General features: G+C 53.7%; 21 protein-coding genes and 2 pseudogenes. 6 read left to right on the top strand and 17 right to left on the bottom strand.

What is annotated here, in order from left to right:
• The first annotated feature begins 5 nt into the window (after nucleotides 1-5).
• The 5 genes from IE054_RS09330 (at nucleotide 6) to IE054_RS09310 (ending at nucleotide 5,159) form a co-directional block, all read left to right on the top strand.
• Nucleotides 6-425 (top strand): acyl-CoA thioesterase, encoded by a 420-nt coding sequence (locus tag IE054_RS09330; RefSeq protein WP_189405636.1) that lies wholly within the window; start codon nucleotides 6-8, stop codon nucleotides 423-425.
• On the top strand, nucleotides 415-1,134 hold the full coding sequence (locus IE054_RS09325) for an outer membrane lipoprotein carrier protein LolA (protein WP_189405634.1): 720 nt from the start codon (nucleotides 415-417) through the stop codon (nucleotides 1,132-1,134). Before IE054_RS09330 ends, IE054_RS09325 begins: the two co-directional genes overlap by 11 nt.
• A 3-nt stretch (nucleotides 1,135-1,137) precedes the next feature.
• Nucleotides 1,138-3,489, top strand: a complete 2,352-nt coding sequence (locus tag IE054_RS09320) for an MMPL family transporter (protein WP_189405632.1) — start codon at nucleotides 1,138-1,140, stop codon at nucleotides 3,487-3,489.
• Nucleotide 3,490: 1 nt separating this feature from the next.
• Entirely contained in the window at nucleotides 3,491-4,222 is a 732-nt protein-coding gene (gene fabG, locus IE054_RS09315; protein ID WP_189405630.1) for a 3-oxoacyl-ACP reductase FabG, read from the top strand.
• 124 nt (nucleotides 4,223-4,346) lie between these two features.
• Nucleotides 4,347-5,159 carry a hypothetical protein gene (locus tag IE054_RS09310; RefSeq protein WP_189405628.1) on the top strand — a complete coding sequence of 271 codons (813 nt, stop codon included), beginning with the start codon at nucleotides 4,347-4,349 and terminating at the stop codon, nucleotides 5,157-5,159.
• A 47-nt stretch (nucleotides 5,160-5,206) separates the two neighbouring features.
• On the opposite strand, the gene IE054_RS09305 is transcribed toward IE054_RS09310, so the two are convergent.
• Genes IE054_RS09305 through IE054_RS09265 form a run of 9 tightly spaced genes read right to left on the bottom strand, consistent with a single transcriptional unit; the run spans nucleotide 5,207 to nucleotide 13,215 of the window.
• A complete protein-coding gene (locus IE054_RS09305; RefSeq protein WP_189405626.1) occupies nucleotides 5,207-6,442 on the bottom strand; it encodes a beta-ketoacyl-ACP synthase in 1,236 nt (411 codons plus the stop codon).
• A gap of 3 nt (nucleotides 6,443-6,445) precedes the next feature.
• Complete coding sequence (locus tag IE054_RS09300; RefSeq protein WP_189405624.1) at nucleotides 6,446-6,910, bottom strand: hotdog family protein; 465 nt, start codon at nucleotides 6,908-6,910, stop codon at nucleotides 6,446-6,448.
• A complete protein-coding gene (locus tag IE054_RS09295) occupies nucleotides 6,903-7,910 on the bottom strand; it encodes a lysophospholipid acyltransferase family protein (protein WP_189405622.1) in 1,008 nt (335 codons plus the stop codon). Before IE054_RS09295 ends, IE054_RS09300 begins: the two co-directional genes overlap by 8 nt.
• Nucleotides 7,911-7,912: 2 nt before the next feature.
• Complete coding sequence (locus IE054_RS09290; protein ID WP_229805054.1) at nucleotides 7,913-8,659, bottom strand: glycosyltransferase family 2 protein; 747 nt, start codon at nucleotides 8,657-8,659, stop codon at nucleotides 7,913-7,915.
• Complete coding sequence (locus IE054_RS09285; RefSeq protein ID WP_189405620.1) at nucleotides 8,656-9,042, bottom strand: ApeI family dehydratase; 387 nt, start codon at nucleotides 9,040-9,042, stop codon at nucleotides 8,656-8,658. Before IE054_RS09285 ends, IE054_RS09290 begins: the two co-directional genes overlap by 4 nt.
• Nucleotides 9,035-9,622 carry a COG4648 family protein gene (locus IE054_RS09280; protein WP_189405618.1) on the bottom strand — a complete coding sequence of 196 codons (588 nt, stop codon included), beginning with the start codon at nucleotides 9,620-9,622 and terminating at the stop codon, nucleotides 9,035-9,037. Before IE054_RS09280 ends, IE054_RS09285 begins: the two co-directional genes overlap by 8 nt.
• Before the next feature lie 2 nt (nucleotides 9,623-9,624).
• Nucleotides 9,625-11,196: an NAD(P)/FAD-dependent oxidoreductase gene (locus IE054_RS09275; RefSeq protein WP_189405616.1), complete on the bottom strand. Its 1,572-nt coding sequence runs from the start codon at nucleotides 11,194-11,196 to the stop codon at nucleotides 9,625-9,627.
• Between the two features lie 8 nt (nucleotides 11,197-11,204).
• The gene (locus IE054_RS09270; RefSeq protein ID WP_189405614.1) at nucleotides 11,205-12,035 is read right to left on the bottom strand and encodes a beta-ketoacyl synthase chain length factor; all 831 of its coding nucleotides are present in this window, start codon (nucleotides 12,033-12,035) and stop codon (nucleotides 11,205-11,207) included.
• A gap of 1 nt (nucleotide 12,036) precedes the next feature.
• Complete coding sequence (locus IE054_RS09265; protein ID WP_189405612.1) at nucleotides 12,037-13,215, bottom strand: beta-ketoacyl-ACP synthase; 1,179 nt, start codon at nucleotides 13,213-13,215, stop codon at nucleotides 12,037-12,039.
• A gap of 159 nt (nucleotides 13,216-13,374) precedes the next feature.
• On the opposite strand from IE054_RS09265, the gene IE054_RS09260 reads away from it, so the two are divergent.
• A complete protein-coding gene (locus IE054_RS09260) occupies nucleotides 13,375-14,121 on the top strand; it encodes a 4'-phosphopantetheinyl transferase family protein (protein WP_189405610.1) in 747 nt (248 codons plus the stop codon).
• A gap of 113 nt (nucleotides 14,122-14,234) precedes the next feature.
• Here IE054_RS09260 and IE054_RS17965 read toward each other — a convergent pair.
• From IE054_RS17965 to IE054_RS09225, 8 genes and pseudogenes are all read right to left on the bottom strand, one after another.
• Nucleotides 14,235-14,621 (bottom strand): annotated as a pseudogene (locus IE054_RS17965) (methyl-accepting chemotaxis protein); the annotation flags it as partial.
• Nucleotides 14,622-14,774: 153 nt separating this feature from the next.
• Nucleotides 14,775-15,491, bottom strand: a pseudogene (locus IE054_RS17960) (PAS domain-containing protein); the annotation flags it as partial.
• A 340-nt stretch (nucleotides 15,492-15,831) separates the two neighbouring features.
• On the bottom strand, nucleotides 15,832-16,638 hold the full coding sequence (locus IE054_RS09250; RefSeq protein ID WP_189405605.1) for a ferredoxin--NADP reductase: 807 nt from the start codon (nucleotides 16,636-16,638) through the stop codon (nucleotides 15,832-15,834).
• 153 nt (nucleotides 16,639-16,791) lie between these two features.
• Nucleotides 16,792-19,041 carry a GH92 family glycosyl hydrolase gene (locus IE054_RS09245; protein WP_229805053.1) on the bottom strand — a complete coding sequence of 750 codons (2,250 nt, stop codon included), beginning with the start codon at nucleotides 19,039-19,041 and terminating at the stop codon, nucleotides 16,792-16,794.
• A complete protein-coding gene (locus tag IE054_RS09240; RefSeq protein WP_308428276.1) occupies nucleotides 19,038-21,329 on the bottom strand; it encodes a GH92 family glycosyl hydrolase in 2,292 nt (763 codons plus the stop codon). The genes IE054_RS09245 and IE054_RS09240 overlap by 4 nt, the downstream gene beginning before the upstream one ends.
• Nucleotides 21,268-22,449 (bottom strand): AGE family epimerase/isomerase, encoded by a 1,182-nt coding sequence (locus tag IE054_RS09235; protein ID WP_189405600.1) that lies wholly within the window; start codon nucleotides 22,447-22,449, stop codon nucleotides 21,268-21,270. Before IE054_RS09235 ends, IE054_RS09240 begins: the two co-directional genes overlap by 62 nt.
• Nucleotides 22,446-23,456 (bottom strand): carbohydrate kinase family protein, encoded by a 1,011-nt coding sequence (locus IE054_RS09230; protein ID WP_189405598.1) that lies wholly within the window; start codon nucleotides 23,454-23,456, stop codon nucleotides 22,446-22,448. Before IE054_RS09230 ends, IE054_RS09235 begins: the two co-directional genes overlap by 4 nt.
• Complete coding sequence (locus IE054_RS09225; RefSeq protein ID WP_189405596.1) at nucleotides 23,453-24,700, bottom strand: sugar MFS transporter; 1,248 nt, start codon at nucleotides 24,698-24,700, stop codon at nucleotides 23,453-23,455. Before IE054_RS09225 ends, IE054_RS09230 begins: the two co-directional genes overlap by 4 nt.
• Nucleotides 24,701-24,710: the final 10 nt, after the last annotated feature.

The raw sequence follows: 24,710 nt of genomic DNA, 5'->3' as shown, positions 1-24,710 counted from the left end.
CGTACATGAAGCGGTCGGTAACGCACTATGAGGTGCCGTTTTTCGATGTGGATGCCTACCGCATTGTGTGGCACGGCAATTACGCGAAGTACTTTGAAATAGCGCGCTGTGCGTTGCTGGAAGAGGCCGGCTGTCCATACCTGGAGATGGAAAAGCAGGGGTACTTTTTCCCGGTGGTTGATTTACAGGTAAAGTATGTAAAGCCCATGCTGTTTAAGCAAAAGGTGCGCATCGAAGCCTGGTTTGCCGAGTGGCAGCACAGCCTCAAAATCAAATATGAAATTCGCGATTGCGAGACGAACGAGGTCTACACCAAAGCGCAGACCAAGCAATTTGCGATAAGTATTCCCGACCACGTTACCCAGTTTGAGTCACCGTCGTTTTTAGTTAACTGTGTCGACGCCTGGCTGGCTGATGATGCGTAACGCCGTTTGCCTGCTTCTGCTTGGGTATCTGTTGGTGCCCGCCGCGCTGGCGCAGACTGACTCAGAGCCCGCATCGCCGACCGGAGTCAGTGAAGAGGCAGAAGCACAACTGCTTGCCGCCATTTTTCCTGACAGCTGCCATTTTTCCGGGCAGTTTTCTCAGCAGAAAGCCGTAAAAGGCCTGCCCATGCCGCTGAAGTCCCGTGGTGACTTTTACTTTTCCTGCGAGCTGGGACTTATCTGGCACACACAGGCACCGTTTCAGGAAGCGCTGCTATATGCTAACGCCAGTGACAGTTACCGGGTAAACGAGCGCGGTGATATCGAGCCACTCAGTGGCGTGGCAAAGTACGCCATGTCAAACATTTTCCTGCGGGTGTTAAAAGGCGATACCGATTACTTTGCGCAGATGTTTACGGTCAGACGCGCCGAGAATGAGTCCGGCACCGAACTGCTTCCCGACAGCGCGTTTATGCAAAAGGGCATTAAGCGTATTCTTATCAGCAAACAGCGCGATGACAACGACGCTGTGACACTGAATATTCACATCGACGACACCACCGGGCAACGCACTGCCGTGACCATCAATCAGATTACGCCCTATGCTATCAACGACAAGCAGGCCGCCTATGATCAGTGCCGCGCCTTGTACCCGAGCACGCGTAAATGGTGCCGGGCGCTGCGTATGCCTGGTCAGGTGATAAGGTAAGCTGTGGGCAGACCTGCACCCATCACCAGATCGGGCGTGGTAGCCAGAGTGGTGTTTGCCCTCACCGTGCTAAGTACGCTGGCATACTGCCTGTTTGTCAGTGATAGGGTGCGTATCGACACCAGTTTGCAGGATCTCAACCCCGACACTAGCCTGGCTGAAGGGCCACGCTACGCCACGCAAAGGCTGAGTGAGGATATCAGCCAGCGCTTTCTGATGCTGGTAAAGGGCGCTGACCAGCGCCAGGTTAATGCCGCAGTGCGAGAGTTGCAAATCGACATCAATGCCATAAACGGTTTGTCAGTACTCACTAATGATAGTGTCAGCAGTGATTATTTAAGCGCATTGTCGCCGTATCGCTTCCACCTGTTAACCGGTGCTCAGCGTCAGGCGCTGAGGCAGGGAGCACCTGATGCACTGGCGGCAAAGGCGCAGCGACAACTTTACCAGCTGGGAGATGGGATCCGCCTTATTCCGTTTGAGCAGGACCCGTTAGGCTGGTTTTCTGACTACTTGCTGTCCCGGCTTGAGATCACCGGTGCCGCCAGCCTGGATGCGGAATCTGTCATTGTGGATGAGTCGGGAGACAGCCACTATTTTACGGCATTTTCGGTGTTGATCCGTGACTATCCCAAAGATATGGAGGCGCAGCAGCACCTGTATCAGGCCATTGAAGCGGCAAGCCGCGACATACGGCGCAACTACCCGGTCGAGCTCTTGCGTTCTGGTCTGTTTTTCTTTGCGGTCGACTCGGCGCAGTCGGCCAAAGGCGATATTCAGCTTATTGCGGTGGGCTCCGGCGTTGGTGTGCTGGTGCTGATGCTGCTGGTGTTCCGTTCGCTGCTACCGCTGTTATTGTCGCTTGGCTCGATTGCCATTGGTGTGGGTTTTGGCATTGTAACCAGTGCCCTGGTATTTGGCGGCATTCATATTTTTACTATTGTGTTTGGCGCCAGCCTGATTGGCATTGTGGTGGACTACTCGCTGCATTATTTTTATCACTACCTGTCGGATGAGAAGGGTGGTGATCGGCATAAGGCCCCAGGCGCACTGCTGCGAGCGCTTGCGTTAAGCGTTGTCACATCGCTGGTGGGCTATGGCGCACTGGCGCTGTCTGACCTGGTGCTGCTGAAAAAAGTGGCGCTGTTCTCCTGCTCTGGGTTACTCATGGCCTGGGTGAGCGTAATAGTGCTGGGCCCGCTGGTAACAGCGCGCCCTATTGTTGCGCGCCAGTCGTTGCTGATGGGTGTCATTGCTAATCTGTACCGTGCGATCCCACGGCGTCTGCCAGTTATGGCGGGAGCTGGTGTCTTACTAAGCACGCTGGGGGCGGCGTACCTTATTTTGTCAGAAATCCCGACTAACGACGATCCGCGGCGCTTTTTTCATGTTTCACCTGCCCTGCAGTCTCAGGAGCAACAGGTTGCAGACCTGACTCAGGTGTACGAGCCGGGCCGGTATTTTATTGTGTCAGGCACTACGGCGGATGAACTGTACGGCCGGCTTGATGCGTTTTATGCCGCGCTAGACGGGCAACAGGAAGCTGTTATGAGTGTACGCGACTACTTACCGTCGCCACAGGCGCAACAACAAAACTACGCGCTGCAGCGTGCGCTGTATCGTGACAATGGTGTCCTGGACCGCTTTTATCAGCGCCTTAGCGTCGATGCGTCGCAGGCAACAACGATGAAGCAGGCCTACAAAGAAGCTGCCGGGCATCGCATTGATTACGCTGCGCTGCTTAACTCACTGCCGTCGCTGCCGCCGCTGTGGATTGAGCATGAGAACACCATTTACAGCTTTGTCCTGATCCGCAAAAACAGTGATCTGGCCGCACTTGAAAGCGCTGCGCAGAACATCGCGGGGATCAGCTACATCAACACGCTGGGCAGCGCCATGTCGGCGCTGGAAGCGCAGCGTGTGACCGCTGCACAGTTATTACTGGTGGCCTATGGCCTGATTGCGCTGCTGCTTTTATTGCACTACCGCAGCCTGTCTGCGGTGGCACTGCTGTTTATCCCCGTCACCGCCAGTATCGTGACACTCGCTATCTTAGCGGGTATCGGTCAGGCAATTACTATATTTCATATGATGGCGCTGTTTCTGGTGCTGGGTCTGGGCATGGACTACATCATTTTCGCCAGAGAAATGCGCCATAAACCGGCTATCACCCAGCAGGCAATATTACTGTCTGCCGTCACCAGTCTGCTGTCATTCGGGTTACTGGCCTTTAGTTCAATGCCGGTGGTACAGGCCTTTGGCAGCACCATTTTAATTGGCAACAGCATTAATTTTATCGCGGCAATGAGTCTGTTGGCGTTGCCGCCTTCATTTACCAGCGACAGGAAACAATAGGATGTCTGACAATAATCGCGTTCTCGTCACCGGTGCCAGTGGCGGTATTGGCAAAGCGGCCGCATTAAAACTGGCAGAGCAGGGCTTCGACATTGCCGTGCATTACCGCAGTGGTCAGTCGGCGGCAGAGGAAATCGTCGACACCATCACCGCGTCGGGCGGCACGGCCCACGCCATTCAGTTTGATATTACTGACCGCGAAGGCACTAAAGCCGCCATTGAGGCGGACATTGAGAACCACGGTGCCTACTACGGGGTAGTATGCAATGCTGGTATCACCAAAGATAACGCCTTTCCGGCAATGAGCGGTGATGAGTGGGAAAGTGTTGTGCACACTAATCTGGACGGCTTCTATAATGTCCTGCATCCGACCATTATGCCCATGATTAGGCTGCGGCGTGGCGGGCGTATTGTCACCCTGTCGTCAGTATCCGGGCTGGTGGGTAACCGTGGGCAAACCAACTACAGTGCCTCCAAAGCCGGTATTATCGGCGCGACAAAAGCACTGGCAATTGAGCTGGGCAAACGTAAAATAACGGTGAACTGCGTGGCACCGGGCGTAATTGAAACCGGTATGATTGACGGCGTGGTTGCAGACGAGGCCAAGAAAATGATCCCGCTGGGTAAATTTGGCCAGCCCGAGGATGTGGCCAGCACTATTGGCTTTTTAATGTCAGACGGCGCGGGATATATTACCCGTCAGGTTATCAGCGTAAACGGCGGTATGTGCTGAAGCGGCTTCTGCTGCGTGACATGGTGCAGCTGCGTATACGCGGGGTGTAACAGGCAAGGTTGTACAACGGGTCACTGGCGCATGAGGTTGCTGGTGACATTGTTTTTAGTAAAAGGAAATTAACATGAAAGCACTTTTATCTCTGACACTGGGCGCACTGCTCTCATTCAATGTACTGGCGGCGTTATCACCGCAGGAACAGAAAATGGAAGGAATGCTGTTGTCGGGCGATCTTGCCCAGGCAAAACGTGTGGCTAAAGCTATCTCCAGTGAAGAACTTTTTAACCCTGAGTTACTCGATATCGTGGCGGAAATATTGCTGCGCAGCTACCCCGACGCGCGTCCCTCTGAAGTGGATGCCGTGGCCTGGCTGGCGCGCTCCCTCGGTTTTTCGGAAAACGGCCGTTATCACGCTGTGCTGAAAGAAGTGGTAACCAGTACCGGCATCGATAAGCTTGAGCGACATGCAGACAGTGCGCTGGATGATCTGGGTGATGCAAGCGGGGAACAGTACCAGCGCGGCATGTATACCATGGCGCCCAGCCTGTACGCTCCGGTACCTAAAGACGCACGCAATGCCCAGGTAACCGAACTGATTATGGCCGGTGATCTGCGCAGCCTTAAACAGGCCGCAATTACTGTGTATGAGACGAACATTCAGGATCAGGCAATACTGGATATGCTGGCTGAAATTCTGCTGCGCGAACACGCCGACGCACCGGACAGGCAAATCGATACGCTGTCATGGGTGTCAAAGGCACTGGGGCAGTCTGAGTCAGGCCGCTACGCAGCGGTACTGGCTGAGGTGGAAGAAAATGGCGCGCACCGCAAGTTGCGTGGCTATGCAGAAGATTCGCTTGAAAATCATGGCGATGCGCAGGGTGAGCAATACCAGCAGGGCATGGTTACGACAAAGCTGGGCACGTACGACTTTTAAACCAGCATATGAAGGCGAATAAGCCGCAATGGCTTATTCGCTGGCGCTTAAACGCGTTTAAACAGGAGTGAGGTATTCACTCCGCCAAAGGCCAGGTTGTTGCTCATAAAGACATCGGTGTTCAATTCGCGGCATTCGTGCTGAATATAATCCAGCGGCGCGCAGCGATCATCCACCGTATCCAGATTCAGGGTAGGGGCAAACCAGCCTTCATTCATCATCATAATGGTTACCCAGGCTTCAAAGGAGCCGCAGGCCCCCAGCGTGTGACCGGTATAGCTTTTCAGTGAACTGACCGGCTTGTCACCCATTACCTCAAACGTTGCCTGGCTTTCCGCAATATCGCCCTGTGAGGTTGCGGTGCCGTGAGCAGAAATATAGCCCACCTGGTCTTTGCTGATGTCTGCATCTTTGAGCGCATCAGTCATCACCCGCTTTACCGTGTCCTGGTTAGGTTTCACCAGATGCGAGCCATCGGTATTGGTGGCATAGCCTGCCACTTCGGCCAGAATGTTGGCGCCCCTTGCTTTGGCATGTTCGTAAGATTCTAAAATCAGGGTACAGGCGCCTTCGCCTAGCACCAGGCCGTCGCGGTCAGCGTCAAACGGGCGGGGTGTGGCCTCGGGGGTGGTGTTTTTCTTGCTGGCAGCAAACAGGGTATCGAATACCCCGGCCTGTGACGGGCACAGCTCTTCGGCCCCGCCGGCTATCATCACATCCTGCATGCCATAGCGAATGGCCTCATACGCAAAGCCAATGCCCTGGCTGCCCGCGGTGCAGGCTGTGGTGGTGGTATACATGCGGCCCTGGGTACCAAAATACACACTGATATTCACCGCTGCGGTATGGGCCATCATGCGCAGGTAGGTACTGCTGTTTAAGCGCGAGGTGGAGTGGTTCTCCAGCATGGGAACAAACTCCAGCGCGGCCTCACTGCTGCCGGTGGCTGAGCCAAATGCCACGCCGGTTGCCGACGAGTTGATGACAGGATCATTCAGCAGCCCGGCGTCAGTCAGTGCCTTTTCAGTAGCCAGTACACCGAACTGGGCCACGCGGCCCATACTGCGCCTTTTCTTTTTGGTGTAATGAGGCGGCAGTTCAAAGTTGTGAACCGGCGCAGCCAGGTAGGTGCCCAGGCCCTCATACTTTTGCCAGTCGGGCATAAAGCACACGCCGGAAAGCCCGCCCAGCAGAGTTTGTTTAATGGCAGCCCAGTCGTTACCCAGCGCAGACACCGCGCCTGCACCGGTTACCACCACGCGCCTGAGATTTTGGTTGCTCACAGTTTAGTCCTTTTTATCCAGTGGGCGACGAAATACCGACAGGCTGGCCGTGGCAAGCCATTCCTCTTCGGCAGCATGGCTGTCAGCGAGGGTTATCTGACAGCTAAATTTAGCCAGACCGTCATCGGTTGCCACACTTTCCGTACAGGCTACCTTCAGGGTAGCGCCTGGCGCGAAATAATCACACGTGCTTTTATAGGCGCGCGTACCCAGTAAAAAGCCCAGATGCGGCTCAATCAGCCCCTGCTGCAGACCGTGGCCGGCAATCAGTGCTGCGGTCTGGCCCATGTATTCCAGACCAACCCAGGCCGGTACACCTTTGCCGGGCTCAAAAAATGGCGCGTCTTCATCTATATATACCAGCGCACTCGATGCCTTTATACTGACCGACACAATACGGTTTACCAGCAGCATGGGCGGGCGGTGTGGAATAAGCTCGAGGATACGAGGGTCGAAGCGGTCAGTCATTGGGTTTCTCTGAAACGGTCTCATCGGTTTGCCAGAAATCGTAAAAATTAAACCACTGGTAAGGCTCTGCCGTACAGTGTTCTTCCAGTTTGCTGGCAAACAGTTGTGCGTAATTCCGGATATCGTCCATTTTGTGTTTTCTGGACAGGGTCAGCCGGTCACACACCGGCGTAACATCCAGCAATACCTTGTTATTATGCGCCGAACTGCGATAAGCAATCATATACTTCACCGGGCAGGCCAGTGCTTTGGCCAGCATATAGGGGCCAATGGGCAGTGGCGCGGGGGCATCAAAAAAATCAACCGTCACCGAGCGCTCAAGGCCGGTTAAGGGAACCCGGTCGCCAGCAATAAACACCCACTCTCCGGCATCAATTTTTTCTTTTAAGGTTAAAATAGTCCCCACATCAAACTCGTCGACCTGAAACACGTTAAGCCGCGAATCCGGGTTTTGCTTTTGCATCATTCTGACAAAGTTACCGGCATGCTTGTCGTATAGCAGCACATTGATCACTTTTACTTTATAGCGCTGCATAAAGCCCCGGCAGAACTCCAGATTGCCAAAATGGGAGCCAACGATAAGCTGGCCGCGTTCATCGGCCACAAACGCTTCGATGAACTCAGGGTCACGCAGCACAAAGTCACTTTCGTCAATATCGATCATCCAGCCCAGCAGTTTATCCAGAATCACCTCGGCAAAGGTTTTAAAATGCAGCAGCACATGAAAATAGGTGGGACGACGACGCCAGGCCGTGGGGTTTTTCCGGTAGTGACGGGTAAGGTAGGCAAGCGAGGCGCGGCGCTGCTCGCCCAGAAACAGTACAAAATATAAGGCAACCGGGTACATAATAAGAGAGAAGATCCAACGCCCGAACACCCGGTACAACACATACATGATGCGCATTCCGGTCAGCGAGCCAGCTTCTTTGATATCTGCCCAGTGGTGTGACTCCTCATTTGAGTGAGTACTTACTTCAGAGTTTGAGTTGCCGTTTGCCATTGTTAACTCAACAGGGCCTTAATACGGTGGTGAAGCAAGAAGGGTAAGCGCGGAATGGTGCCCAGCAGTAGTCGCACATGCAACTGCACCATCATCACGTTGTCGCGCACATAGCGAAAATGCGACACCGTGTTTTCGTGATAAATCACCTTGGTCAGCACAAATTTCATATCGATATTGGCCCAGATGGCTTTGACCAGAATTTCGGGGTCAAAGTCCATACGCTTACCCAGATAATAATTATCGATGATGTGCTCAAACTCGCGCACAGGGTAAACCCTGAAACCGCACAGCCCGTCTTTAATCTTAAACGACAGGGTTTCCAGCGCCGTCCACAGGTCGGTAATGCGACGGCCATACTTTCTTATAAGCGGCGCAGTTTCATCAAAATAGGGCTGGCCACAGATAATGGTATTCGGGTTTTGCTCGGCCTGTTGCATCAGTTTTCTGGCATCGTTGATATCGTGCTGGCCGTCCGCATCCAGTTGCAGAATATGGGTAAAGCCCATGGCACTGGCATGGTAGCAGCCGGTGATCACCGCCGCGCCTTTGCCGCGGTTGGTCTGGTGTTTAACCAAATGAAAGTCAGGATAGCCGGCAAGCAACTCGTTAAGTGCCGCAAGGCTTTCCTCGCCGCTGCCATCGTCTACCACAATGCAGGTCAGACCCAGCTCAGCAAGCCTGGGTAAAAATTCACCAAACAACACCTGGTGCTTGTAGTGAGGAATAACGAGACAGCAGTTCATCATATCGAAAACTTCATGGTACCCATTGAGAACGACGCGCTCTGGCTTACGTAGTGAAACGCCACATTGCCTTTGTCTGCGTCGAGCTGCAGTTCCAGACTGACGTGGGTGTCAGGCAGGATCATGCTTTTGAATTTAATGTTGGAGAGTTGTCTGAATGCGCCAAGCTCACTGAACAGGGCTTTCGCCAGCTTACCCACCCAGTCTACCTGCACCACGCCGGGCAGTACGTGCTGATCGGGAAAGTGCCCCTCAAACCAGCTGAGGTTATGCGGTACATGAAGGTGCAGTGTGGCGGTGGTGGATGTTACCTCAGAAGAGAGAAACACGGGCCCCTCGCTGTCTTTAAACAGGTCTTTGAATTGTGCTGTCGGTGTATTAGTCATCTGTGATGTTATGTTTCTTTTTATAATAGCCGCGGTAAACCCACTCCCCGCAGGCAAAGCACGCAATCAGTAAATACGAGAGGAAACCATTATAGAGCGTCCAGACTGACAACGAAGTATAACATGCTGTGTAGGCAGAAACTGCCCCATTTGCTATCAATAGCAGCCCCCACAACAGCGTTAGTGTGCGCAGGTAGCCCTGTGCCTCGGGGGGTGGTGTGTTACCGGCCAGACGGGCGAATTTATCAATCAGGCATTGCTCTTTGCTCAGTGACACTAAAAAGATAAGCCCCATTCCCACGCTCATCAGCACCGGATAAAACTTCAGTAGCTGCTGGCTGTTTAGCATGGCGACGCCCAGACAGAACGCAGTTACCACCCCAAACATCAGGGTATCACTGCGTTGTCGTGCCTGACCCAGCAGCATAAAACGAAGCGTAAAGGCGAGAAATAACACGCAAGCAAACCACAGCGGACGTACACTATCGACGAACTGATAAACCAGAAACGGGTAGGCCAGCGCCAGCACCACAATCAACAGCGACAGGCCCGGACTGGCCATAGGCGGGCGACGCTGCATTGTCAGGCAAGCACCTGGTGGCGGTACTGGCCAAGTACATCCGCTTCCTCATCGTCAACATGGCTGACGGGTTCATCCGTCAGCATGTCTTCCAGGTAGGGCACCAGTTGTTCCATGATCTCAACATTGCGGGCTAAGGCAGCTTCAACATCAATGTCGGTGGCTTTGAGCGTAGTGTTAAGCTCCACCAGACAGGGCACCAGGAACTGATCAAGAAACACACCTTTGGCCGGGATCACCTGGCGCTTCTGCGCGCGTGTCTGCATGGCGGTCTGCATACGGGTGTTCAGCTTGCGGGCACGCATCAGCAGCGGGTTTAAGTCGCGCATCAGCTCAATGTCGGTGATCGACTGGGTGAAAAACAGCAGCGACAGTACACCCCAGTAGTAGGTGTAGTCCCATACCAGCTTTACCGACATCATGCCGCGATCGCCAAAGCCGCCGTACTGGTGTTTGTACAGCGACAGCGTGTTCTCGTAAAACGAGCGGTAGAACTTTTCAAACAGCAGACTTTCAAGCTGGGTATTGCCACCGGTCATGTCGGTTTTTACCAGCTGCGTAATAAACGTATTGCTCAGGGCAATAAAGTCGCTGCCCGGCGAGTAAAACGGATCGGCAAACACCCCGGCTTCACCGGTCAACGCCCAGCCATTATCCGAAAACACCTGCTTGCAGCCGTAGGAGTAACCGTTAATCACTTTAAAGTCGAGCAGGGGCGCATCGGCAAGTTCACCGGCGCAGGTGGGATGTTGTTTCTGCAGCCACGCCAGGGTGTCTTCATAAGTCTCAATCCCGCTCTCGGCCAGCGCCTTATCATCCATAACCACACCAAAGCTGGTGGCGCCGGACGCCAGTGGAATGATCCAAATCCAGTACCCCGGTCCCATCAGGTGGTTAGTGCTAAGCCAGCGCGTGCCCTTCTCGTTCACCCGCTGCTGCCAGGCTGTATTTTCTGTCCAGTCGTCAATAAGGATGCGCTTATCCACCCGAAAGAACACGGCATTGCCTTCGTGCCCGTTGTCTTCATGCAGCTGCAGCTTGTTTTTAAGCAGCGCCTGACGGCCTGCGGCATCGATCACCCAGCGGCAGGCATAGCGGGTGTCTTCGCCGTCTTTGCGACAGACCACCCGGTGATCTTTATTGCCCAGTGTGATATCAGCGGGCACCGCACCGTCGATAAACTGAATACCACGCTCAATCAGCAACTGATGCAGGTGATTCTCCAGCACGCCGCGCTCTATTTGATAGGTCGGGATGCCGAACAGTTCGCTGACGCCCAGCTCGTCATAGTCGCTGTAGTCGCCAATGTGGTTGCCGAAAAAACAGCGCAGCCCGTGCTTTTGCAGATGGTGCTGCTCAAAATGTGCCTGTAGCCCCAGAACATGGGTTAAGTAATGCGAGCCGATTTCTACGGTCGACTCACCTACCTTGGCCGTGGTATCCGGCACCGGAAAGCGGTTTTTTTCAATCACCACGATGTCCAGATCGGGCAGCGTATTGTGAAGCTGCAACGCCAGACTCATGCCGGCCAGGCCGCCACCGGCGATAACAATGTCGGTTTGAACATCGTGCATAACAGTACCTATGAGAATGTCAGTGACAGGGTTGAGCCTGCGCTTAATGGCAGGGTCAGTGCGCGCGAGGCACCTGTTGGCTGTTCCAGTGATTCTGCCAGACATAATACCCGGGCGCTGGGATTCGTGCGATACAAACCCTGAATATAGTCGTTGCTGCATGCCAGCTCGGGCCAGTCACAGGTATCATTGCTATTGACGTTTGCCGTGAGCAGGGTGCCTGGCAGATCGGATGATGCAGGATAGAGGACCAGTGAAAAGGCAAAGGCCTCGTCATTGGGCAGCAGTGGTTTGAGGATCTCTGAGACCGGGGCGTCGTAAAAGGTCACCAGCATGGGGGAGTCCTCATACTCGCACTGTACCATGGCCTCGAACAGGGTGAGTGACACCGACTCCTGGTAACCCGCCACCGAATTGGCAGCGCGCATAGTATCTGTGCTTATTGTCCAGTAGCCTGCCGCGGCATTGTGCACTGAGTTGTGAAATTTGGTAGGCGACAACTCCTTGTTGTCGGACGCCAGCACTTTGCACATGTAGTCGGTTAAATCGGTATCGCCAAACCCAGACACAAACACACAGGTAAGCGCATCCGGTGTAACCTCTGCCTTCTGCGCGGCCTGCCAGGAGCTTTCTACCGCCAGACGCACTGGTAAGGGGGCACGGCGACGCTCATTGGCCGGAATAATAGCAGGCTTTGGCCCTTTCTGTTTCTTTTCTGGCAGCTCGCCACCGGCGAATAATTGCTGCAGTGCCGTGTAGCTCTCGAAATAGCCACCCCAGGCACCAGTGCTAACCACCTTACATTGCAACGGTTTGCTCTGTTTTACACTGTCCGTCATGTTACGCCTCCCTGCTGAATAACAGCGTGCAGTTGTTGCCGCCAAAGCCAAAGGAATTGGTCATGACATGCTCGCAGCGTTTGTGCTGATTGTCGGCATCAATGGTGAAATCAAGTGCTTCATCCAGCGTATCTAAGTTCATTGAACCGGGGATCAGGTCGGTTTGCAGGGTGTCCAGGGTGATGATGGCCTCTGTGATCCCTGCTGCGCCTAACGTATGGCCCATCCAGGCCTTGGTGGAAGAGCTGCGTGTGGTTTTAGGGAACAGATCGGCAATCAGGCTGCCTTCAATTAAATCATTGGCACGGCTTGAAGTGCCATGCAGGTTAATATAGTCAATGGCGTCCGGTTCAAGTGCGCCGCGCGTCAGTGCCTGCGTCATCGACTTTCGCGCACCCAGACCATCAGGGTGAGGGTGTGACATATGGTGTGCATCCGAACTTTCGCCGTAACCCGTCAGCTTGATACCGGTACCATTGGTACTTTCCTGGCCCCGCTGCAATACCGCAAAGCCAGAGGCTTCGCCCAGATTTATCCCATCGCGGAAGTGATCAAAGGGCTTACAGGGATTGGGAGAAAGCAGCTGTAGCGAATTAAATCCATGCAGTACACTTAAACACAGGGTATCGACGCCACCGACGAGTACCGCATCAACCACCCCGTATTCGAGCCAGCGCGCGGCAGTAACAAACACTTTTGCCGACGATGAGCAGGCGGTATTGATGGTCAGCGATGGTCCTTTAATGCCGGTAAGATGCGCCATAAACAGGCTGGGTGCGTGGGGGTTGTGAACACGGGATTGCCGGAAGTCCGGTTTCAGGCCGCCGTCTTCGGCTAAATCGGTATAGGCCGTTTCAGTGCGGTCGATACTGGATGTGCTCGAGCCCATGATAAGCCCGATGCGCGCAGCGCCGTACTTCGCCATCAGCGCTGAGGTTGTGTTGCGCAGCGTTCCCTGTTCATACCCCAGTGCCGCCAGCGCATTATTGCGGCTTTGCCATTCACCCAGGTCGTTAATATCGTCTGCCGCCGACACTTTGCCTATCCAGGTGTCGATGTCAGATCCGGGTAAACAGTTCCTGATTAATCCACTCTTATACCGCGTGAGCGACTGGCGTAATTCGGCCAGATTGTTTCCCGCTGCAGAGCATGAATCATAGTCAATGACTTCTATATTCATTACGTTGCAAAAACCACATAAAACAAAAGCGCCATGCTATGCCAAGTACAGGGGCTATTCAAGAATATAGCGTGTCGCGGACGTGCTTTTAATTTTTCCGTTTGTGCGGGACACTGTGGGTGTCCATGAATCATCAGACGCCGCTGAGCTTAAAACCCTATGTCGTCAATGCCACCGCCTCTTGCGCCGAATGCCTGCCACCTGTGGCTGATCGATCAGCAGACAATCATGGCGTCGGGGAAGTATGACGCCTGCTATGCGCAGCTTACGGCTGATGAAACGCAGCGAGTGGCCACGTTTAAGGCGAACAAACGCCGGCAGCAATTTGTTATCGGACGCGGTGCGTTGCGCGCCATACTGCGCCGGTACTGTGCAGATGCCGCGGCTGAATTCTGTGTCAATGAACATGGTAAACCGGCGCTGAAAGACGCCGCTTCAGGCGTGCACTTTAATCTGTCGCACTCCGGCAGCACTATTGCAATTGCGGTGGCGGCGCAGCCAGTGGGGGTGGATATTGAAACGCACAAAGTGCGACGCAACCTGCAGCAAATCGCCGACAGTGTGTTTCACCCACGTGAGTGGCATCCGGGAATGTGGGGCACCGAAGCCCAGCAACTGCAGCATTTTTATCGTCTGTGGACGCTCAAGGAAGCGCTGGTGAAAGCGACAGGGCAGGGACTGTCAGTGCCGCTTACGTCTTTTTATTTTGATTTCCAGAGCGCGGCACGCCCCGAAGTACACTGGCACAAGGCCGCTGAGCGGAACACTGAAGACTGGCTGTTCGCGCAGCGTGAAATAAGCACAGGAGTGAGCCTGGCGATAGCCCTGCAGTCAGCAGCAGATGACCTGCCTTTGTCCATCCACACCTTTGAGGGCGAGCACTGTCTGACCGTTGCGAACGACTGACGAATTCGACCCACCTTACCCGGGTAGAATATGTCGTCGTGCCACATTCTCAAATGCCGCCGAGTTACGGGTGAAAGTCAATAATGTGTTGCTATCAGGATGAGCACCAGAGGCTACTCAAGTCGTGTCGACAGCTGCGCGATGGCTTCGCGCACTTTGTCGGCGCCTTCGTAAATGCTGCTCATAGCCACGCTGGTCTCTTCAATATGCGCCATCACAGTTTGCACCGTTTCCAGACTTTGCTGAATGGAACGTACAGAGTCACTGGTAAGCTGACCGGTCTTGTCGAAAACCCGGATGATTTCCTCCGTCGACTTTGAGGTTCGGGAAGCCAGTTCACGCACTTCGTCTGCCACCACTGCGAAACCTCGTCCCTGTTCGCCGGCCCGCGCTGCCTCAATGGCCGCATTCAGCGCCAGCAGATTGGTCTGGTCGGCAATGCCGCTGATGGCGTTGACCATACTACTGACAGCATTCGACTGTTCCTCCAGCGCATTTATTTGCTCTGAGGCCGATTGCATCTGCTGCGCGAGGCGCTGCATGGCGGTTTCGGTTTGCTTCATTTCGTCAGTGCCTTTAGTCGCAAACGCTTCAGTTTCTGCAGAGGTTTCAGCGGCAAGTTCGGCAGCCTGATTGACGACCTGCTCACGTTTCACCTCAGCGGTAATATCAGTGGCGAACTTGACGATTTTATAAAGCTGGTTATGAGCATTAAAAATGGGGTTGTAAGATGCCTCAAGCCAGACAGTCTCGCCGGCTTTATTGATGCGTTTGAAGCGGGATGCTACGAACTTTCCTTCATTTAGCTGCCGCCAGAATTCGGCATATTCCGGGCTGTTTTTTTCTACGTCGGTACAGAAAATACGGTGATGCTTGCCTTCCACTTCATCCAGGCTGTAACCAACGGTATTCAGAAACAGGGAATTGGCATGACGGATGATCCCGTCTGGCGTGAATTCTATGACGGCCATAGAGCGGGTGAGGGCGGCAATCGTGTTTTCGTTTTCTCTGGACAACTCAATGGTGCGGGTCAGGTTATTACCAAAAATGCTGAATGACAGGCAGTGTCCCTGCTTATCAACCACGGGCTGTAAAATCACCCGTACCCAGTACTGGGTTCCGTTGTTTGCTATTTCCACCGCACCGCTCCAGTGTTGCTGGTGTTTGATGGCTTCGCACAGTTGCCGGTAGTGGTTGGTACTGCGCGCGTAATCAGGAACCAGCTGTGTGAAGTGCTGTCCGGTAAGATCGTCCGGACTTAATTGCAGCTCCTGCTGCCATAAAGCATTGGCCTGCTCAATTTTGCCAGTGGGCGTAAGCGTGATATGTAGCATTTCGCTATTCAGGCTCTTCAATACCTGCCGAAACATCGCGTTTTCTGCCTGACATTGCTCAAGTTCTGCTTTTAATTGTTTATTGAACATATATGCCTCTGTCAGCTAAGAATGGCTTGGTTATAGGATCAGGCTGCCCGGCGCAACGCTGTTTGTTATTATTTACTCGTAAAAACGGTGGAATGCAATTCAAAAGACATTCTTAGGATAAGCTGCGCCTCACACGACTATGCCGCTCCCCGGAGCAGAATTAAAATTCAGCATAGAAAGATAAGACGTGATGCACAAGCCTTGCGCTCATGCATATTTTTTTGACCTGATGACGGCGCATGCAAGCTGGTTAAGATGTGACCAGTCACACCATGAAAAACTGCAGCTATTTTTCCAGAAACGCCTGCTCCACCACAAAATGCCCCTGCGAGCGCGAGGTGGCTTTATTAAACCCTAGCTGAGTCAGCATCTCACTTAACTCACCCAGCATGGCGTCGTTGCCACATAGCATGAAGCGGTCATGCTCAGGCGATATAGCCGGCAGTCCCAGACGCTCAGTGAGGGTTTGCTCGGACAATAAGGTGGTAATGCGGCCGGTATGCTGGCGTGCAGGCCCCTCGTTATTGAGGCTGAACTGATACTCCTCGCGGGTGACCGTGGGGTAATAGCGTAGTTTGGCGCGCACCTCGTCTCCAAAAAATTCGTTATTGGGCAGTTGCTGCAGAATTTCATCCTGGTAGGCAAGTTCTGATACCCAGCGGGTACCATGCACCAGCACAATGGTGTCGTACTGCTCATAGATCAGCGGGTCGCGGACAATACTCATAAAGGGCGCAAGGCCGGTGCCAGTGGATAACAGATACAAACGTTTGCCAGGCAGTAAATGGCCGGGAACCAGAGTGCCCGCCGGCTTTACCGAATGCATGACCGTGTTGCCAGGCTCAATATGCTGCAGGCGTGAGGTCAGTGCACCATCAGGGACTTTAATACTGAAAAATTCCAGCTCATCTTCGTAGTTAGCGCTCGCCACACTATAGGCACGCAGCAACGGCCTGCCCTCAACTTCCAGACCAATCATCACGAACTGACCGCTTTCGAAGCGGAACGTTGGCGAACGTGTGGTTTTAAAGCTGAACAGGGTGTCATTCCAGTGGTGTACGTCGGTCACTGTTGCGCTGGTTAGATTTCGCATAATTCCTCTGTTTTGCTGACGCTGTCTTTTCGGCGTCAGGTGCAAAGACGGTATTGACTGCTACACCGAACAGTCTACATGATAATGATAATGGTTATCAATGCCTTGTGGGGCGAAGAACTGCCACCATAAGGCGACGGTTGCAGACACCCTTTATTCCTGAGTGTCTGCAGCCGGGATCACCAGCGTTCCGCCCTGAATGAGCTGCTGATGTGCAATAAATGCCCCCGTGACGGGACGACCGTTAAAGGTAATGCGTGAAGCTTCTGTATCGCGGCGGATGGTCAGAGTCTCCCCAGGATAATAAGTGTCATCCAGACTGATTGTGATCCTGTCAAAGGCTGGCGAGACCATAGCATAACTGGGTTCGCCCGGACTGAGTGGGTAAATGCCCATCATGCTGAACGCCAGCCATGCTGACATCGTTCCTGTATCGTCATTGCCTGGAATACCACCAGGTTCGGTCGTGAAGTGATGATCCCGCAGCGCTGCAACCTTGTTACTGGCTTTATTAAATCCGCCAGGGGTATACAAATACAGGTACGGGTAAGTGATGTCAGGCTCGTTTGCCATATCAAAGTTATCGGTGGCGAAAGTTTTATCCAGCTGCGCTTCAAACGCGGCAGGTCCACCAAGCTTTTCAATCAGGGTTTGCATGCCATGTGGCACATAGAACCGATAATTCCAGGCATTACCTTCGATGTAGCCTGGTGCAGGCTCGAAGTTTTTACCCAGCTCCGGATCGAACGGCGACAGCCATTCTCCCTTGCGATTTTTGGGTCGAAGCATACCGGTAGCAGGGTCAAACAGCCGGGTAAATTCCTGTGCCTGATTCGCAAAGCGCGCAGCGTCGTCAGGTTTATCCAGTTTAGCGGCCAGCCTCGACAGGGCAAAGTCAGCCTGATAATACTCAAGGCTGGTAGAAACGCTGCCATCATAGGGTCCTTCGTCATCGTACGGCACATAGCCTAACGACAGGTAGTCTGCTGCATCGGGGCGCAGCAGATTGTTGTCAGCCTGCGTGGCTGCCCGGACCATCATCTTATAGGCGGCGTCGATATCTACATCCTGAATACCACGCAGATAACTGTCGGCCATCATGACGGTACCGGGGTCGCCAACCATCACATTGGTCTCCATGCCATACAGTTCCCACTTTGGTAACCAGCCTGACTCGCGGCCCATGGCAATCGCAGATCGCATCATGGCCGACTGCGTACGCGGGTAGAGTAAGCTTAAAAGCGGATGCACATTGCGGCTGGTGTCCCACAGGGAGTAAACGGTATAGCGCGGTACGCTGGCATTGCCAGTAGCGCCGCCCCCGGTAATGGGATAGTCGCCGTTTATATCACTAAAAATGCTGGGGTGTATGAGGGTATGGTACAGCGCCGTATAAAAACGGGTTTTGTCTGCTGCCTGCCCCTCAACCTGGACGCGCTGCAAGACATCATTCCAGGCCTGCTTTGCCTGACGGCGCGTGCTGTTGAAGTCAAAGGCAGGAATTTCCTGCTCCAGATTTTTGCGCGCATTGGCAATGCTCACAAAAGAAATACCAATTTTCACCGACACGGTATGCGCACTGTCCGCATTGTAACTTGCCCAGGCTCCAATATTGTCGCCATGCAGCGGGTAAGGGTAGTCGGGATAGGTCTTCACATCGTCATTTACGGCCACCCAGTCGGCCTCGACATTTTTATATGCCGGCATCTGTTTCCAAACCCCTGCCTGGTCGGGCGCGTCGCTTAATTGCATAACAAAGTATACAGGCCGGACATCTTCCGGATTGTAACAAAAGGTGCCCAGCGTGCGGCTGCCAACAAACTCGGTAGGTGAGGTCTGGCGGATGCTGGCGCCCGTTTCGTTAGTTAGCGCAAGGCCCAGATTGAGTACAATATGGTTGCGGCCCGGTGAAAAGCGAAAGCGTGAGATCCCCGCACGGGCTGTACTGGTAACCTCGGCATCAATGTCGTACTTATCAATATGCGCGTTATAAAGACCCGCACTGGCCTGCTGATCTGAAAAAGTGCTGCCGTACTCTTCCGGCGCCAGTGACAAATCGCCCGAGGTTGGCATCAGATTAATCACGCCTGCCTCGGGACAACCCACACCGCTTAAGTTTAGGTGTGAAAAGCCGGTGAAAAACTGGTTTTCATGAATGTAGACGCGTGAATTCCAGGCTTCATCTTTTTCAAATTCATTCAGCTGCGGATAACCGAAGGCCACATTAAACGGTGACACCGACGCCAGTCCGTGAGGCACTTGTGCACCGGGGTGCGTGGCACCAAAATTCGATGTGCCAATGAAAGGGTCAACATAATCGGCAGGTGTGCGGTTAGCCAGTACCGGCTGACTCATAACCGCCGCTGTGATCACGGCCGTTGCGCATCGACGAAGAAATTTCACGGCGTCTCTCCCATTTCAAATGTCAGTGTTCCCCCCGCCATTATCTGGCGGTGCGTAAGAATAAAACCCGGGAGGGGCTTGTTATTCAGGGTGACACGTTTTACGTAGTGGTTTTGGGGGCTCTGGTTGCGCACCCTGACATGAAAATCCCTGCCATTTTCCAGATGAAGAGTGGCCGCTTCTACCTCGGGACTGCCAAGCACGTAGTCACCGCCGACCGGATTAACCGGATAAAAGCCAAGTGCACTGAACAGGTACCAGGCTGACATTTGTCCGGCATCCTCATTGCCCGCCAGTCCATCGGGCCTGGTGGTGTAAAGCGACGCCATAATCTCACGAACACGCTGCTGGGTTTTGTGTGGCTCGCCGGTGAACTGATACAGATAAGGAACATGGTGGCTGGGTTCATTCCCATGCACATACTGCCCGATGTTGCCGGAAATCCATTCAGGCATCGTGGCAACACTCTGATCGGTGGCAAACATGGCGTCGAGCTTTCGTGACGTGACAGCGCGCCCACCCATCATTTCAATCATCCCGTCTACATCATGGGGTACGAAAAAGCTGTATTGCCAGGCGTTGGCTTCACAGTAATCTTCGGGATGGTAGGCATTCGGGTCAAAGTCGCCGCGAAACGCGCCGGTGTGGTTGCGTGCCCGCATAAAACCGGTGGTCTCATCAAAGTGCTGATGATAACTCTGAGCTCTGTCAAAGAAGTGCCTGGCCAGCGCCGGCTTGTCCAGTTCCGCCGCCAGCTTACCGATGGCGTAATCGTCAAAGGCATACTCAAGGGTCAGTGATACATTCCACTTGCGTTCTTCAAACGGCACGTAGCCGAGCTCCCGGTAGGAGGACAGACCGAAGGCGTCCTGATTGGCACTCTGAATTGCCGCACTCAGCAGGAAGTCGCCATCAATATCGCCTATACCTTTAAGGTAGGCATCAACAAGCACCGGCACTGCATGGTAGCCCATCATCATATCTGTTTCATTGCCTTCAAAATTCCATACCGGCAGTCGTCCTGCTTCACGATAGTGCCCAAGCAGACTGGCCATCATATCGGCACTGCGGCGGGTATCAATCAGTGTTTTCCACGGGTGCAGCGCGCGAAAGGTGTCCCATAGCGAGAAAAAGTCATAACGTGGCGTCTCAGACTGATGAATCTCGCCGTCTGGCCCTTTATACCGGCCGTCAGCATCACTGAAAAGCCGTGGTGCCAGTGAGGCATGGTACATTGCGGTATAAAACTGGGTCAGGTTGTCAGGCGATGCCTCAATATCGACCCGTGCCAGCTCGGTCTGCCAGCGCTGACGTGCCTGCTGATGGGTACGATCAAAATCCATGGCATGGCGTGTGCTGTGCCAGTTGTTTTCTGCGCCCTGCATGCTGACTGAACTTATCGCGGTAGAGACAATTAACGGGGCGTTATCGTCACGGGCTGAAAATGAAAACTGTGCTGTGAGCGGCTTGCCCTTATGCTTAAAATTGTTCGTGACCGCACGCTTATTGATGTGCGTGGTCGAAATGGGCTGTGAAAAACGGGTATAGAAGTAAACCCGTTGATCCGGTGCCCAGCCCTCTGACAACCGGTATCCCCGAACAGTCTGTGCATCAACCTGTTCAAGGTAAACCGCTTTGGTGTCGTCCCAGTTTCGACTGTAACTTAAATCCAGCTGCACCTGTAACGTACGTGAGTGCTCGGGCGTATAACGCTGAATCCCAACGCGCTTCGCGGCGGTGAGCTCAACGTTTACAGCATAATCGTCAAGGAAGACCTGATAATAACCAGGGCTGGCGGCTTCATTTTCGTGACTGAATGTCGATGACAGAGTGCCCGTATCCGGTCCGCCCTCAAGCGGACGGTATACTGGCTCACCGGTAAACGGGAAAAAGGAGATGTCGTACAGGTCACCGGCACCGGTCCCTGACAAATGTTTATGACTAAAACCGGCTAGCACAGTATCAGGGTAGAAATACCCTGCTATCCAGTCCCAGCCGGTCCGGCCGTTATCCGGACTGAGCTGCACCATGCCGTGCGGGACCGTGGCACCAGGAAAGGTTTTCCCTTTGCCCGCGGTGCCAATAAACGGATCGACATAGTCGATCGCGGACTTCTCTGAAGCATCGGGCGCTGCCGGTGCTGCGCACCCTGTGAGCCCCACAACAGCCATTATCAGTAGCAGGCAGGTCCTGCCTGTCAGGCGACCAATCAGCATGGTGTCTCCTTCACTGTTCGGTAGAAAGCGTTGCCAGAACATCCAGGCAGGCCCCCAGGGTGTGATAATCACACTTGGCACCTGCGGCACTTTTCTCATTGGAATACGCACTGTTATCACGTCTTAGCAGCCTGAACCAGGCACCATACTGATGATCAACCATGTGCGCCCAGCAGTAATCCCACAACATCTCGTACTGGGTTTTGTATTTGGTCTGTCCTGTCTGCTGGTACAGCATGGCGGCCGCAGCAAAGCTTTCGGCCTGGACCCAGAAATATTTGTCGTCATCGCACCATTGGTAAGCCGGGTCAAAGCCGTACACCAGCCCCCCGTGCGTGGTGTCCCAGGCCGTTTCAAATGCCTGGTCAAACAGCTGAGCCGCGCGCTCGACATGCCAGTCCTCATTCTGGTGTCGGTGTAAAATCAACAGTAGCTTACTCCACTCAGTCTGATGGCCGGGCTGAAATCCCCAGGGACGATAGAGGTTTTTCGGGTCGTCGCGGTTATAGTCCCAGTCAATGGCAAAGTCCGGCGTGTAATGCTCCCAGATTAACTGGTCACTCAAGGCTGCCTGACGCTGCACAATGTTGTGCGCAATCGTTGCTGCACGATCAAGAAAATGTGCCTCGCTGGTCGCTTCATAGGCGCTGAGCATAGCCTCGCAAATGTGCATATTGGCATTCTGTCCGCGGTAGTCACTCAGCTGGCCGTCGGGGGCGATTTCATCGGCATATAAGCCAAACTCTGTTTGCCAGAAGCGTTGTTCAAGCAGCGAATAGACCTGGTTGAGTTTGTCGTGTTCTGTGATGATACCGGCTTTTTTCAGCGCAGCGTAGGCAAGCAGCACAAACGCATAACCATAGGCTTGCTGCGTCATGTCTTCTGGTTTGTTATCGCGCAGTGTCCAGGCGTAGGTCTGGGTGTCAGGCTGATAGTGCACTGACTCAAGAAATGCCAGGCCGTGCTCAGCGATTTCACGGTATTGCGCGTCCCCAAACACACGGAACGCATTGGCGTAGTTAACAATGATACGGGTACTGCTCACCAGCTGTTTAAAGTCGGTATCAAATAGCGAGCCATCGTCATAATAATTCTGGTGATAGCCGCCTTGGTTATCGACAACTCTGGGTGTATAAAAATCAAGGATTTGGCGGCAGTGTTCGGTCAGAAAGTCTGCATTTAAAAATGTCATGATGCCTCCGTAGTAGCAAACGGTAACAGGGAAAGCGATTGTGCTGACTCCGTCAGCGCATTGGTGATGTCATGCAGCGATGGCAGTGAGGTAAACGCGCCCTGACGGGTAACGGCTCTGGCACCACAATGTGCGGCGAACGTTACTACCTGCTCAAGCTGTGCCTGCGAGTTAAGCACCGGGGTGATATCCAAAAAGTGCGACAAGGCGAACAGCAGTCCGCCGACGAAGGCGTCGCCGCCTGCTGTCGTATCAACAGCATTGACGTCTGGTGGTGTAAGGGATACTTCGCCCTGAGCAGTGATAATGCGAACCGGCGCCGGCCCGTCGGTTACCAAAATGAGGTCGCACGTTGCAGAAAGACAGGTTGCGAGGTATGCCGACTCTTCGCCGTTTGCCAGAAACGCCAGCTCTTCTGCAGAAAATTTCACCAGATGGGCCTGATGAACAAGCGCATTGACCCGGTCTCTGTCTATCTGATGTCCGGGCCAGAGGTTGTGACGCAGGTTGACGTCAAAACTGACCAGCAGACCGCGTTCGGCAGCCTGGCGAGCCAGTGATTCGGTGCACTGCGAGGCTGGCTTGGCGGTGAGCGTGTTACTGCACATGTGTACGATGCCATTATCGGGCAGCCAGGCTGGCGATATTTGTGAGGCTTCGATCAGCAAATCGGCGGTTTCATGGCGATGAAACGAAAAGTGCCGGTCACCGGTTTCATCCAGAACCACAAACGCCAGTGCCGTTTTCGCACTGGGGTGGGTAAGCAGTGTGTCGGTATTGACCCCGTAGGCATTCAGCGCGTTGCCTAAAAAGGCACCAAAGGGATCGTCGCCGACCTGACCTGCAAAGCGCGCATCGCCCCCAAGCCGGGCCACGGCCACAGCGGCATTTGCCGGCGCACCGCCAGGGTATTGCCGAAACTCAGGCAGCGACAAAGGTGCCTGAGTCTGCGTATTCACATGAAGAAAATCAATCAGTGCTTCACCAAAACAAATAACAGGTTTCATAAATTAACCGGAGCCTCCTTCATGGGTGCCTCTGAGCGTTTCAGCATAATGGCGTAGATTCCGATATACAGATAGGCAAAGACAGGCACGATGAAACTGATCTGCACCGATGTGGCATCGGCAACCGCGCCCTGAATGAGCGGTACGATTGCGCCGCCAACAATGGCCTGACACAACAGACCCGAGCCACGACCAGTAAGTGGTCCCAGCCCTCGGATCGCCAGTGAGAAAATCGTCGGGAACATAATGGAATTAAAAAAGCCAACGGCCAGAACTGACCACATCGCCATCTCACCGGTGCTGGACATGGTGACAAACAGCAACACGACTGCAAGCACGGCATTCGCTGTCAGCACATAGGCAGGCGCGATGACACGGGTGATAGCCGCGCCCACAAAGCGGCCAACCATGGCTGCGCCCCAATAGTATGAGACCAGCTGGCTGGCTTCTCTTTCGCTCAGGTTGCCAATTTCAGGCATGGCAAAGTAATTCACCAGAAAACTACCAACCGTGACTTCGGCACCGACATACAGAAAAATCGCGAGTGCCCCGAATAACAGGCGTTTCTGTTGCCAGATACTGCCGGTGGCCGCCTGAGTATCATCACTCTGCTGATTGATGACGGGCAGCTTCAGAAATACAAAGCCAACGGCCGTAATGATCATGGCGCCTGCAAGAATCAGGTACGGCAGCTGCACTGCATCGGCACCAATGCTGTCACTGGCGGCACCGAAGATAAGTGCAGCACCAAACAGCGGGGCCAGAGTATGGCCCAGTGAATTTATTCCCTGGGCGAGATTGAGGCGACTGGCGGCGGTTTTCTCGGGGCCCAGAATTGCAACATAGGGGTTAGCGGAAACCTGCAGGATGGCGACACCACTGGCCAGTACAAATAAGCCCAACAGGAAAAGGCTGTACACCTCCACCTCTGCGGCTGGATAAAACAGGCAACAGCCGGTAGCTATCGTCAGCAAACCGGTAATAATACCGCGGGTGTAACCAATTTTTTCAATCAGCTTTCCAGCGAAAGGCGATATCACAAAATAGGCACCGAAGAAGCAAAACTGCACGAGCATTGCCTGCGTATAGGACAATGAAAATGCGGCCTTCAGGTGCGGTATCAGGATATCGTTAAGGGCGGTAATGAAGCCCCAGATAAAAAATAGCGTTGTCATTGCAGCAAACGCCATTGTGTGTGGTTTACCGTTGTGAGCGTGTGATGTAGATGAAGGTGAAAAAGCCATAAAATAACCT

The sequence above is a fragment of the Alteromonas halophila genome (genome assembly GCF_014651815.1).
GTDB lineage: Bacteria > Pseudomonadota > Gammaproteobacteria > Enterobacterales > Alteromonadaceae > Alteromonas > Alteromonas halophila.
Note: the sequence above shows the minus strand (reverse complement) of the source record. Positions and strands in the feature narration are given on the sequence as shown.